General features: G+C 25.7%; 17 protein-coding genes. All 17 read left to right on the plus strand.

The genetic code is table 11. The features are described from left to right. The 17 genes from U8307_RS14515 (at position 1) to xseB (ending at position 13485) form a co-directional block, all read left to right on the plus strand. The gene (locus tag U8307_RS14515) at positions 1 to 792 is read left to right on the plus strand and encodes a TlyA family RNA methyltransferase (RefSeq protein ID WP_326909020.1); all 792 of its coding nucleotides are present in this window, start codon (positions 1 to 3) and stop codon (positions 790 to 792) included. Between the two features lie 16 nt (positions 793 to 808). Next, entirely contained in the window at positions 809 to 1261 is a 453-nt protein-coding gene (locus tag U8307_RS14520) for an arginine repressor (protein ID WP_326911624.1), read from the plus strand. 10 nt (positions 1262 to 1271) lie between these two features. Next, positions 1272 to 2951 carry a DNA repair protein RecN gene (gene recN, locus U8307_RS14525; protein WP_326909022.1) on the plus strand — a complete coding sequence of 560 codons (1680 nt, stop codon included), beginning with the start codon at positions 1272 to 1274 and terminating at the stop codon, positions 2949 to 2951. 106 nt (positions 2952 to 3057) lie between these two features. Continuing rightward, entirely contained in the window at positions 3058 to 4155 is a 1098-nt protein-coding gene (spoIVB, locus tag U8307_RS14530) for a SpoIVB peptidase (protein WP_326909024.1), read from the plus strand. Between the two features lie 211 nt (positions 4156 to 4366). After that, a complete protein-coding gene (spo0A, locus tag U8307_RS14535) occupies positions 4367 to 5161 on the plus strand; it encodes a sporulation transcription factor Spo0A (RefSeq protein WP_326909025.1) in 795 nt (264 codons plus the stop codon). Positions 5162 to 5336: 175 nt separating this feature from the next. Continuing rightward, positions 5337 to 5864: an NUDIX hydrolase gene (locus U8307_RS14540; protein ID WP_326911625.1), complete on the plus strand. Its 528-nt coding sequence runs from the start codon at positions 5337 to 5339 to the stop codon at positions 5862 to 5864. Between the two features lie 63 nt (positions 5865 to 5927). Beyond that, complete coding sequence (locus U8307_RS14545) at positions 5928 to 6509, plus strand: hypothetical protein (RefSeq protein WP_326909027.1); 582 nt, start codon at positions 5928 to 5930, stop codon at positions 6507 to 6509. Then, complete coding sequence (locus U8307_RS14550) at positions 6509 to 7384, plus strand: tyrosine-type recombinase/integrase (RefSeq protein ID WP_326909029.1); 876 nt, start codon at positions 6509 to 6511, stop codon at positions 7382 to 7384. The genes U8307_RS14545 and U8307_RS14550 overlap by 1 nt, the downstream gene beginning before the upstream one ends. Before the next feature lie 29 nt (positions 7385 to 7413). Further along, positions 7414 to 8520, plus strand: a complete 1107-nt coding sequence (locus U8307_RS14555; protein ID WP_326911648.1) for a stage III sporulation protein AE — start codon at positions 7414 to 7416, stop codon at positions 8518 to 8520. Between the two features lie 3 nt (positions 8521 to 8523). Then, on the plus strand, positions 8524 to 8964 hold the full coding sequence (locus U8307_RS14560; protein WP_326909004.1) for a hypothetical protein: 441 nt from the start codon (positions 8524 to 8526) through the stop codon (positions 8962 to 8964). 29 nt (positions 8965 to 8993) lie between these two features. Further along, positions 8994 to 9563, plus strand: a complete 570-nt coding sequence (locus U8307_RS14565) for a hypothetical protein (RefSeq protein ID WP_326909006.1) — start codon at positions 8994 to 8996, stop codon at positions 9561 to 9563. 18 nt (positions 9564 to 9581) lie between these two features. Further along, a complete protein-coding gene (locus tag U8307_RS14570; protein WP_326909008.1) occupies positions 9582 to 10229 on the plus strand; it encodes a SpoIIIAH-like family protein in 648 nt (215 codons plus the stop codon). A 42-nt stretch (positions 10230 to 10271) separates the two neighbouring features. Then, positions 10272 to 10667: an Asp23/Gls24 family envelope stress response protein gene (locus U8307_RS14575; RefSeq protein WP_326909010.1), complete on the plus strand. Its 396-nt coding sequence runs from the start codon at positions 10272 to 10274 to the stop codon at positions 10665 to 10667. Between the two features lie 84 nt (positions 10668 to 10751). Further along, a complete protein-coding gene (gene nusB / locus U8307_RS14580; RefSeq protein WP_326909012.1) occupies positions 10752 to 11150 on the plus strand; it encodes a transcription antitermination factor NusB in 399 nt (132 codons plus the stop codon). Between the two features lie 2 nt (positions 11151 to 11152). Then, positions 11153 to 12121 (plus strand): Kae1-like domain-containing protein, encoded by a 969-nt coding sequence (locus U8307_RS14585; RefSeq protein WP_326909014.1) that lies wholly within the window; start codon positions 11153 to 11155, stop codon positions 12119 to 12121. Beyond that, positions 12102 to 13301, plus strand: coding sequence for an exodeoxyribonuclease VII large subunit (gene xseA, locus U8307_RS14590; protein ID WP_326909016.1), 1200 nt, complete (start codon positions 12102 to 12104; stop codon positions 13299 to 13301). Before U8307_RS14585 ends, xseA begins: the two co-directional genes overlap by 20 nt. Beyond that, positions 13285 to 13485 (plus strand): exodeoxyribonuclease VII small subunit, encoded by a 201-nt coding sequence (xseB, locus tag U8307_RS14595; RefSeq protein WP_326909018.1) that lies wholly within the window; start codon positions 13285 to 13287, stop codon positions 13483 to 13485. The genes xseA and xseB overlap by 17 nt, the downstream gene beginning before the upstream one ends. Positions 13486 to 13652 lie beyond the last annotated feature (167 nt).

The raw sequence follows: 13652 nt of genomic DNA on the forward strand, positions 1-13652 counted from the left end.
ATGGAAAAAAATAGGCTAGACGTATACCTATTTATAACGGGACTTGCAGAAAGCAGAGAAAAGGCAAAAAAATTAATTTCGAATAAAATGGTTTATGTTAATAATAATTTAATAACTAAACCCTCATTAAAAATAGATGAAAATTCTACAATATATATAAAAAATACAGATAATTATGTAGGTAGAGGTGCTTCTAAACTAGAAAAAGCGTTGGATGTATTTAGTATAAATGTAACTGACAAAATTTCTGTTGATGTTGGTGCCTCAACAGGTGGATTTACAGATATTCTATTGAAAAAGGGAGCTTTAAAAGTTTATTCAATAGACGTTGGCCATGACCAGCTACATGAAAAACTAAGAAATAACCAAAAAGTAATAAATTTAGAAGGTATTAATTTTAGGTATATTGACATTAAATTATTTAAAGAATATGTCGATATAATAGCTGTAGACGTTTCCTTTATATCTTTAAAGCTTATTTTACCTAAAATTGTCGAAATTAGTCATATAAACACAGATATTATTGTTTTAATTAAACCACAATTTGAAGCAGGCAAAGGTAATGTTGGAAAAAATGGAGTAGTAAAAGATAAAAAAATACATTTAGTTGTTCTTAATAATTTTAACGAATATTGTAAAGATAACGGTTTATATATAAATAATATAACCTTTTCACCTATAAAAGGCGGTAATGGAAATATTGAATATTTAGCTTATTTAAAAAAAATATCAAAAACTAATTCAAATTTTAATTTTAGAAGCTTAATTAATGAAGCTTTTGATTTATTATAAATATAAGAGGTGACTAATAAAAAAGTACACGAGACAATCTAAAATTTTAGAACTGATATCAAAAAAAGAAGTGGAAACACAGGAAGAATTAGCTGATGGATTAAAATCCTTAGGCATTGATGTTACTCAAGCAACTATTTCAAGAGATATAAAAGAACTCAGATTAGTTAAAGTAATGTCTAAAAGTGGAAAATACAAATATGCAACAATTGGACAAAGCCAAGAAGGAATTACTGACAGATTAAATAAAATATTTGAAAATTCTGTTGTAAATATTGATTCGGCCGTTAATTTAATAATTATTAAAACAATACCAGGAGCTGCACAAATATGTGCATCTGCAATTGATTATATGGGTATTGATGAAATAGTAGGAACTTTAGCAGGTGATGATACTGTTTTTGTTGCTATTAAACAAGTAAGTGATGTAGAATATGTATTACAGGAATTTAAGAAGAATATAAGATAATGGTGATAATATGCTGCTTAAATTAAATATTAGCAATTTTGCTGTATTTGAAAAAGAGTCCATTGATTTTGAAAATGGATTTAATGTTTTTACTGGAGAAACTGGTTCTGGAAAATCTATTTTAATTGAAGCACTGTCTCTTATATTAGGAGAGAGAGCATCAAAAGATTTTATTAGAAAAGGAAAAAAAAGCTCGCTATTAGAGGCTATTTTTGATATTTCACAAAATAAAAACCTTGAAAATTTTTTAGATTTGATAAATATAGAAATTGATGATAATGACTTTTTAATAATTTCTAGAGAAATAATGGATAATGGGAAAAGCATTAATAAAATAAATGGAAGAACTGTTCCATTAAATACAATAAAAGAAATTGGCAGCTATTTAATTGACATATATGGTCAATTTGACAATGAAAGTTTATTTAAAAAAGAAAATCATATTAAAATGTTAGATAGCTTAATAGATAGGGATTTAAGTCCACTTAATGATAAGTATAAATACTTGTATAAAAGTTATAATAAAAAATGTGAAGAAATAAAATATATTCAAGAAAAACTAATCAATAAAGATATAAAAATAGAGCAACTTCAATATGAATTAAATGAAATTGATGATGCAAATATACAGCAGTTTGAAGAAGAAAAATTACTTAATGAAATTAAAAAACTTTCGAATGTACAAGAAATTAAAACTTCTCTATACGAAGTTTATAATATTTTAAGTTCGGATAGTAATTCATCTGTTAACAGCTTAAACAAAGTATACAGTATTTTAAATAAAGTCAAAAATTTTGATGATGGATTACATGACTTATTCCCAAGATTGGAACTTTTAATAGAAGAGTTACAATCATTAATATACGATATACGAAATTATTCTGAAGGTCTTGATGTAGATGATGAACGTCTATTAACTATAGAAAACAGAATTTCTCTTATTAATAGACTTAAAAGAAAATATGGATTTAATTTAGAAAAAATTTTAGAATATAGAAATTCTGTAGAAAAAGAACTAAATATAATTAAAGATGCTGAAAAAAATTTAAATGAATTAAATATAGAAAAAGAACAATTATTTAAATCAATAAAAACATGTGCAGATAAAATTTCTAATAAAAGAAAAGATGCCGCAATTATTTTGGAAAAAAATTTGCTAAAAGAGCTACATGATTTAAATATGAAAAATATTAAATTTAAAGTTAATATAATTAAAAAACCAGATTTTTCACCTGATGGAATAGATTCAGTAGAATTTTTGATATCAACCAATATTGGTAGTGATTTAAATTCAGTACAAAAGGTAGTATCAGGTGGAGAAGCATCTAGAATTATGTTAGCTTTTAAAAAAATAAGCTGTGAAACCGATAATAGTCAAACTATGGTTTTTGATGAAATAGATGCTGGAATAAGTGGTAAAACAGCTCAAATGGCGGGCATAAAGATGAATTACATATCAAAAAATCATCAAGTAATTTGTGTAACTCATTCACCTCAAATAGCATCAATAGCAAAAAAGCATTTTCTAATTGAAAAAGGCATTTCTGAAAATAACACTTTCAGCACTGTGAAAAGAATTTATAATAAAGATAAAATATATGAAATTGCACGATTGTTAAGCGGCATGAAGGTAACTGAAAAATCTTTAAGCAATGCGAAGGAATTAATTGAGATTAGCGACAATATGTAAAAATATATTAAAAACACTTGTAAAATATAAAAATTCACAAAAGATTTATATGTATAAAACAAGTGTCATATGGAGAAGTTAAGAATAAAACTTGAAGGAGAATTAGATGAAACACGCTAAAAGAGTTTTATTCTTTATTTTTTTTATTACAGTATTATTTATAGCTGTTTTTTTTGGTTATGATTTAAAAACCAATCCATATAAATTTCTAACTAAAAATAATGATTTGGTTGTTGAAGCTGAAGCAAAATATATAATTCCAGGTGGTCAAACTATAGGTGTTGAATTAAAAACAGAAGGTATTTTAGTGGTAGGATTAGCTGATATAGTAAATACTGATAAAGTTTCTACTTCACCAGCAAAATTGGCTGGTATGCAAATTGGAGATAAGATTTTAAGTATTGATTCTATTAGATTTGAAGATGCAGAAGATATTATAAAATATACTGAAAGTAAAGGAATTAAAGATTATTCAATAACATATGAAAGAGAGGGTAAAATATACAATTGTAATATTACACCTGTGCAAATATATAAAAGCAATGAAATAAAGTTTGGATTTTGGGCCAGAGATGATATTGCAGGAATTGGTACGGTAACATTTGTAGATCCTGAAACAGGTAGATTTAGTGCAATTGGACATGGAATAGCTGATGCAGATACAGGTAAATTAATAGACATAAAAACAGGAGTAATTTCAAAAGCAAATATAACAAGTATAAAGTTAGGCAAAAAAGGTGAACCGGGTGAAATTATTGGTTATATATTAAGAGACGAAAAAAGTCTTGGAACCGTAGAAAATAACACAAATTTTGGTGTTTATGGAAATATTAATAAAAATGGTATGAATTATTTTAAAAATGACTTAATTGAAGTTGGATCAAAAGAGGAAATGACTTTAGGTCCAGCAGAAATATATTCCTGCGTTAATAATGAAACTAAAATATATAATATAGAAGTTACTAAAATATTTTATCAAAATAAACCTGATGAAAAAAGTTTTGTGATAAAAATAGTAGATGATGAACTCTTAGGGTTAACTAATGGTATAATTCAAGGAATGAGTGGTTGTCCTGTGGTTCAAAATAATAAAATTGTTGGAGCTGTTACACATGTTTTTATGAATGATCCTACAAAGGGATATGGTATATATATAGAGTGGATTTTTAATGAATTTAATAGTAATGAAAAGCTTGAAATATAAAAAAACGCAGTTTTCTTCAAATATCCGTATATTTTTGTATAGCAATAATATATTATTTATAAAGGAAGTTAAAAATAGTTTTTATTTAGAAAAAATACTATTATAATAGAATTTTTTAAAGGATTTAAATTATTTTTAGAAAAAAAAAGGGTTTTTTATATTTTAAGCGTATAATATAAGTGAGCAATTAATTTATTATTAGGGGGAAAAAATGATAAAAAAGGTTAATGTTGTAATTGCGGACGACAATAAAGAGTTTAGACTTATTTTAAAGGATTTCTTGATGAGCAAAAATATGTTTGATGTTGTAGAAATGGCAGAAGACGGAATAAAAGCCATTGAGGCTGTAGAGGAATATGAGCCAGATATATTAATATTAGACATTATAATGCCTCATCTAGATGGATTGGGGGTGTTAGAAAAACTACACAAAAAGGAATTGAAAAAATATCCGAAAGTAATAGTTTTATCAGCTGTTGGACATGATAAGGTTACACAAAGAGCAATTAATATGGGAGTAGATTATTATATAGTAAAACCATTTAATTTTGAATCATTCGCAGAAAGATTGATTCAGATATCTGAATTTGAAACATCGAGAGTTCAAAGTAAAAATCAAGAAATAGCATATAAGGAAAAAGTTAGTGCAGAAGTTAGTTTAGAAGTTAAAATAACTGAAATTTTGCATGAAGTTGGAGTTCCAGCTCACATTAAAGGTTATCAGTACCTGAGAACATCTATCCTTGATGTAGTTAATAATATTGATTTATTAGGTGCCATAACAAAGGAATTATATCCTATGATTGCTAAAGAATATAATACAACATCTAGTAGAGTTGAAAGAGCAATTCGCCATGCTATAGAAGTTGCTTGGACTAGAGGTAAAATTGAAACTATTAACAACATATTTGGATATACAATTCACAACAATAAAGGTAAACCAACTAATTCAGAGTTTATAGCAATGATAGCTGATAAACTTAGATTAGAACAAAAGGTATCTTAAATTCTAATAAATAAAATTATATGCATACTCCTTGTTTTGACTATAAAACAAGGAGTTTTTAAAAATAATCAATTTGTTAAATAACTTGACAAAAACATTTATTATTATTACAATTAAGCAGATACTATTAAACTATTGAATAAAATTAAATGGAATTGCATATGGATAGGAGGCAATTTTGAATAAAGAAATAACTGTAAAAAGCGAAAAAATTTTTGAAGGAAAAATACTTAACTTAAGAATTGATACAGTTGAACTAGAAAATCAAAAATATGCAAAAAGAGAAATAGTTGAACATAAGGGAGCCTCTGCTATAATTGCATTAACTGAAAAGAATGAGATAATTTTAGTTCGACAATATAGAAAAGCTGTAGAAGACTTTTTATATGAATTGCCGGCAGGCATAATCAACTTAGCAGAAGAACCAGAGGAATGTGCAGCACGAGAACTGAGGGAAGAAACAGGTTTTGAAGCTAAAAAAATTACAAAAGTCTTTGAATTTTATTCTTCACCTGGGTTTTCAAATGAAAAAGTTCATTTGTACATGGCAGAGGATTTAACATATGTATCAACTAAATTTGATGAAGATGAATTTATTGAAATATCAACATTTAGTAAAGAAGAAGCAAGGAAAATGTTAGAGACCAATAGTATTACTGATAGCAAGACTTTATTAGGATTATTATATTGGTTAAATTCATGATAGTACGAATTAAATCTCCTGTACAAGCATATTATTAAGTAAAGCTTTCAGGAGGTTTTTTTTATGAATAGAACATTAAAGAAGTTAATTTTCTCAGAAAAAAAAAGATTATTAACTCTTGTTGTTATTTTTGTAATAGCACTTATGCTTTCTGCATTAATTTTTCTTGTAACAGAGCATGATAATTTTGCAAGTATTAATTATTTAAGCATAAGTAAAATGACGTTAACAGAAATATTTCTAAAAACTTTGAAAAAAAATTTAATTTATTTTATATCTATTATTCTACTTACTTGTATTGGAAAAAGTAATATTATTAATGGTTTATTTGGACTAATTTCAATTTACTACGGATTATCAGTTATATATATGATTAGAGCTATGCAATTTAATAAAGTCTACTTCATATTTATATTTACTGACTATTTTATTTTCTTCCCACTTCTTTTTTATTTTACATATATTTCAAGCTCTGTATCAAAATATACAAAAAAAACAAAAAATGTAGAGACTATTTCACATAAATTTGATATAATTATATCTAGTTACATTAAATTATCATTTATATATATAGGGATTATTATTGCATATAGTTTTAGTTACAGTTATTTTATTTTATTATTAAGTAGATTGTTGGTGAGATAATGAATAATTATATTGAAATTTACAAAAGATATCTAAATTCTAAGAATTTAAGCGTGAATACTGTGAGTTCATATATCTATGATCTGAAAAGTTTTAACAACTATTTAGAAAATAATTATTATATCGAAATTATTAATACAAAAAAAGCACAAATATTAACTTACCTTGTTGATTTACAGAAACAAGGTAAAAGCTCATCAACTATTGCAAGAACAATTTCTGCATTGAAAAATTTTTTTAATTATTTAAAGATGGAGAAAATTATTATTGAAAATCCTGCTATGAGTATACATAGCCCTAAACAAGTTAAGAAAATACCATCTATTTTGTCCGAGAATGAAATAAACATTTTGATGAATCTACCAGATATAAACACTTTTAAAGGAAGTAGAGACAATGCTATATTGGAACTTTTGTATTCATCAGGTATTAAAGTTACAGAATTAATAAACATCAATACTAAAGATGTAAATTTAAATGCAGGAATAATTACTATAAAAGGTGCTAAAGAACGTATACTTCCATTAAGCAAATATTCAAAGAAAGCCATTATTAATTACATAAACAATTTTAGAAATAATAAATGTAAAGAAGATAATGATTTCTTATTTATTAATATATATGGAGGTTCTATTTCTCGTCAAGGAATTTGGAAAACACTGAAATTTTATGAAAAGCAAATGGATTTGAATAAAGAATTATCTCCACAAGTATTGAGAAATTCTTTTGCCGTTCATTTGATTTCCCACGGAGCAGATCTTTGCACTGTACAAGATCTACTTGGTTTAACAAGTTTAGGGGCAACACAGAATTATATGCAAAACATAGAATATAAATCACTTGAAGTTTTTGAAAGAACATTTCCAAGAGCATAGATAAAACATAGATAAGGAGTAGACAAATGATAAAAAGAGTAATTTTAATAGTTTTAGACAGTGTCGGTATAGGAGAATTGCCAGATGCTGCCCAATATGGTGATATCGGTAGCAATACAGTAAAAAATATTTATAAAAATATAGACGGTTTTGCTTTACCTAATTTAGAAAAATTAGGGCTTTTAAATATCGAAGGTCTAAAAGAAATAAAAAAAGCTGATGAATTTGACGCAACAGTTGGCAGATGTAATGAGAAATCAAATGGAAAGGATACAACTACGGGTCATTGGGAAATTAGTGGTATAGTATTAGACAAACCATTCCCTACATACCCTAATGGTTTTCCTGATGAAATAATTAAAGTTGTGTTTTTTTCAGTTATAGTAATATTTACAATAATACTTAAGGATGTATTATCGCTTAAAAATATGCTTAATAATGATTTTGCCAGATTTAAAACTATAACAGAGGATATTAATGCTATATTTTTAGCAGCGATGCTTACCTTCGGCAAGTTAAGTATATTGCAATTTTTTCAAACATATTTGAATTATATAATTGGTATAACAACTCAATTTATATATAGCTTTACAGATATTATAACGCTGATTATGATTTCAATTATTTTAATTAATAATTCAAGTAAATTAATTAATGCAAAGTTGCTTTACAAATTTTTAAAAAAGGGAACATTATTAATTTTGTCAGGTTATATTATTATTGTAGTCATAAATTTTTCTGTACAAGGATATATATTATATAAAACAGATAATATTTTTATAAGTTCTATAAAAGCTTTATCTCCTTCATCAATTCCTGTTGTTGGAAACGCAGTTACTAGTTTTTTTGGAGTTTTCCTTAAAAGTTTACTGATGATTAAGGATGTTTTAGGAATAATAGTCATTATATTTATTATTTCTGCTTTCGGAGGATCACTAATTAAAATGATATTAGTTTTAATTATGTATAAATCTACAGCAGTAATTGTTGAACCTTTTAATGATAATATATCCAAGCTCATTTATGAAATGGCTGATATATTTTTCATATATTTAATTTGCTTGATTACACCAATTGTAATAACAACTGTATACTACTCTGTTTTATTAAACTTTATGAATAATATTTTTGGATAGCCTATGAAAAATATAATAGTAAATATATTAATTTTAGTAATGATGTTCAACATAATAATGTTAATATTTCCGGAAGGGAAAACTCAAAAATTTTGTAGATTAATAATAAAAATTTTTATTATAGTTTATATTATCAATAATATATTTTTTAATGGAAGCATTGTTTTTGAAGATTTACTTCAAGATGTTCCCGTTTCTTCCTATTCATATCAAAGAGAAATTAACATTGAAAATGTGGATAAAGAATTTATTGATAAGATAAACAATAATACTTTTGACGGAGAGGAAGTGATTAAAGATATAACCCTTAACTTTACAGAGGATATGGATATAAAAGCTGTTATAACACTAAACAAATTCTTAAATATAGAAGAATCTTCTCAATTTAAAAAAGTAATAGCAGAAATTTTTAATATCAATACTGAAAATATTGAAATCGACTGATGAAAAAGTAGGAAAGGATAGGAAGCTTTATGTCTATGTTAAACACCATTTTTAATATCTTCAAAGAAAATAAAAAATTAGTTTATGCAGTTAACATTTTTATATTATTAGTGATTATATCCTTGATATTAAAGTTTAATACTACAAATTTGATTAGTAGTAATACCTCCGAAAATGCATCTGCATTTAATAGCTCTGATAATAATAAAATCACTACCGATAGTTATGTGTACGCTATGGAAAAGAGAATGGAAGAAATATTAGGAAAAATAGAAGGTATTAAAAGTGTAGATGTTATGCTTTACACAAAAAAAACTCCTGAAATGGAACCAATTTATGATGAAAACACAAGTTTAGAAACTAATAACGAAATAGGAAGTGAAGGTATGAAAAGAGAGGTGAACAGAGAAACTAAGCAAAACCAGGTTGTTATAGGGAACAATAATCAGGTTGTTGAAAAATATTACCAATATCCAGAAATTTCAGGTGTTCTTGTGGTAGTAGATTATGATGGAAATAAGGATATTTATACAATTTTAATGAATTCAATAAAAACTTTATTTGATATAAATGTCAATGATATTGAAGTAGTATATTAGATTTAGGGGGATAATTAAATGATTATGAAAAAAGAAACATTAGTATTTTTAACATCTTTGGCTATAATATTTATTATAGGTTATGTAAATATGACAATGGAGCCAGCAAATACATTTGATGAAAATGAATATGCACAAATAATTGATGAAACAATTTCTGAGAATAATGAAGAAAAAAGTAATGCGATAATAGTAGAAGGTGAAACTGAAACAGATTATGAAATTCTAGGAGACATAACCGATATAACTGATATTGAAAGCATAACAGCATCAACAACACCAACTGAAGAAGCTAGCTCTAATACGTTGAATATAAGTTTTAATAATTTCAAGCTTAATAAAGAAAAAAGCAATATGGAAGTAATTGATCATTTAGAAGGAAATATAAGTAACAGCCTTATATCAGATGATACTAAACAGCAATTTGAAAATTTACTTTTAAATAAAAATAACTTCATTGAAACAGAACAAGATATTGAATTAATGCTTCAAAGCAAAGGCTACAACGAATCAGTTGCAATTGTTGACGATAATATGGTTAAAGTAATTACAAATGATACACTAGAGCAAGCTGATGTTACTAAAATTCTTGATATAATTGTATCTGAAACAAACTACGAAACTGAACAAATTAAAATTGTAAAATTTGATAATATTGAATTGTAAAATTTTACATCTTCTGATATAATTATTTATGGAGGTGCTAATATGGAAAACAATGAGACTTTTGAATACGGACAGGTAAAAATATCAGATGACGTTGTCATAATAATCGCTGGTATAGCAACAAGTGAAGTAAAAGGTGTCAGTACAACTCGTACAGGAGTTACAGAAGGAATTACTGGCCTTTTTTCCAAAAATACTTACTCTAAGGGTATAAAAGTAGAAATAAATGAAAATACTGTTGTTTTAGATATCTTCATCAACGTTGAATACGGAAATAAAATAAATGAGGTTGCTAAAAACGTACAAATGAAAGTTAAACAAGAAATAGAAACCATGACGGATTTAACTGTTGCTAGCGTAAATGTTCATGTGCTTAACATAGTACAAGAAAAGGAAAAACAAAAAGAATTACCTGAAACTGAGATAATAACAGATTAAAAGAAATGGTAATATAGATTGACAATTTTATTTTGTCAATCTATAATTTATTTAAGGGAAAATAGCATCTTTTATGGAGGAAATATGAAACGAAAAGAAACAAGAGAAGAAGCTGTCAAAATTGCTTACTCTATGGATATAAATAAAAACTATGACAAAATGGGTATAAATCAATATGTTCAACACTTTGAATTGACTAATATAGATATTGAATATCTTGAAAAAACTATTGGTGATATGATTGATAACTTAGAAAAAATTGACCAATACATTGAAGAAAATTCAAAAGATTGGAAAATAACTAGAATAGCAAAAGTTGATTTAGCTGTTCTCCGTATATCCCTTTCTGAAATTTTATATAATAAATCAATACCAGAAAGTGTATCGATAAATGAAGCTGTGGAAATAAGCAAAAAATATTCAAAAGACGATTCTCATAAATTTATAAATGGTTTATTAGGATCTATAGTGAGGAAAGTCTAGTAATGTCAGACTATATAATGGGCATTGATACAAGTGCATACACTACATCAATAGCTTTAATAGATTCCATAAAAGGTACAATAGAAACAGATATGAGAAAAATCTTGTCTGTTTCCCCAGGACAAAGGGGATTAAGGCAACAAGATGCAGTTTTTCAGCATCTAAAAAACTTTCAAGAACTCATTCAGAAAACACAACATAACCTTCAAAATGTAAAAACTATCGCAGTAAGCTCAAAACCTAGAAATGTTGAAGGTTCATATATGCCGGTTTTTACTGTTGGACAAAACTATGGAAAAGTAATTGCCAAAACTTTAAACTGTAATTATATTGAATACTCACATCAAGAAAATCATATTGGCGCTTCAGTAATTAATCATTACAAAAATATAAAAAATAATACTCTAGCAATACATATATCAGGAGGAACAACTGAATTTTTATCTATAGAAAAAATATTTAAAGGTTATTCAACTAAAATAATAGGTGGAAGTAAAGATATAACATTTGGCCAATTAATAGACAGAATAGGAACTTATCTAAAATTTCCATTTCCATGTGGCAAATATATGGAAAACTATATGAAAGAAAATGTTGATATAGAAAAAATCAAACTACCTTCCATTAGCGGAAATACCTTTATTAATTTATCTGGAATGGAAAACTATTATAAAAATTTATATAATTTAAATAAATACAATAAAGAAACTATAATTTCATCTTTATTTGAATATATAGCTACATGTATAATTTACATAATAAAAAAAATTGAACTCAATTATAATTTCGATACAATCATAATAACTGGTGGAGTTGCATCTAATGATATTATCAGAAATACTATTATGAAAGAATTAAATCGAAAATTTGGTATTATACTTCCAACAAAGATTTATTCTTCAGATAACGCAGTTGGAATTGCTTATTTACCAATTATAGACAGGTGGTATAATGAAACTAAAACCAATTAAAGTATCCGTACTTAACCAATTTATAAAAAAATATATAATGAGCAATTCAATTCTAAACAATCTTCGAATTGAAGGTGAAATATCTAACATTAGAATTAGTAAAACAGGATATACTTATTATTCTTTATGTGATGAAAAGTCTTGTATTAATTGTGTTGCATTTTATCAAGATACAATATCAAAAAATGGGGACAAAGTTATAGCAGAAGGTGAACTTTCTGTTTACGAAGCAAAGGGTACTTATCAATTAAATGTTAGAAAAGTTGAACGAATTGGAATAGGTAAGATACTTCAAGATTTAGAAGTTCTTCACGAAAAAATGAAAGCTAAAGGGATGTTTGACAAAGATAAAAAATTACCTTTGTTTCCATCCAATATTGGCATTATTACTTCAAAATCAGGAGCTGCCATAAAAGATATTTTAAAAACTTTTGAAAGTGTCAAAGGAAACTTTGAAGTTGTAATATATAATGTTCTTGTGCAGGGAAATAAAGCAAAAGAAAATATAATTAATGGAATAAAATATTTCAATAATAATGGTTCAGATGTAATACTAATTTCCAGAGGTGGTGGAAGTTTTGAAGATTTAAATGTATTTAATGACTTAGATATAGCAGAAGAAGTTTACAAATCAATTGTTCCAATAGTAACAGGTATCGGACATGAAACAGATAGGACATTAACTGATTATGTAGCTGATGTATATTGTCATACTCCTACAGCAGCGGCTGAAAAAATAATTATTGGTTATAAAGATATACAAGATACTCTAAAAGCCTTACTATTCAACTTAAAACAAAGTACATCTAACTATCTATCATTAAAAGAATCTGAATTGAAAACTTCTAGATATATTTTGAAAAGTTATCTTCCTATAGAAAATATTTTTAAACAAAAAAGTAATTTAGAAAATTATAAGGCATTAATCATAAATAATACACAAAAAAAATTATGTGACTTAATGTATCAATTGCAAATAATGTACGAAAAACTACAGAGTAACAATTATAACAATCAACTTTATAAAGGCTTTGCAATTGTATCTGATTTAGAAGGGAATATAATTAAAAATATTAATCAAATTAAAAAACAAGATTTACTAACTATTAGATTCAAAGATTTTATTGTTAAAGCAGAAACTTTGAATATAGATGAGGTGGATTATGAAAAAAAATTATGAAGATTTTGAAAGCGCATTATCAGATTTAAAGGATATAATACAAAAATTTGAAGATACGGATAAAATTTCTATAGATGAATTATTAAATAATTATGAAAGAGGCATGAATGCTTACTCTTTTTGTATAAATAAGCTTGAAGATACACAGAAAAAAATTAAAATAATAGATTCAAATTATGAGTAATTCATTAACGCTAAACTTATAAATATAAATAAATGAATTTTAATAATTCCTTTATATAAAATTAATATTTGATATTTATAAGTTTGCATGCTATAATATTTACTGAATTATTAATGTATTTATTATTATAATTAGAATAAATATTTAATTTAATGAAAGGGTATTAA

The sequence above is a fragment of the Sedimentibacter sp. MB31-C6 genome, from assembly GCF_035934735.1.
In the GTDB taxonomy this organism is placed as follows: Bacteria; Bacillota; Clostridia; order Tissierellales; family Sedimentibacteraceae; genus Sedimentibacter.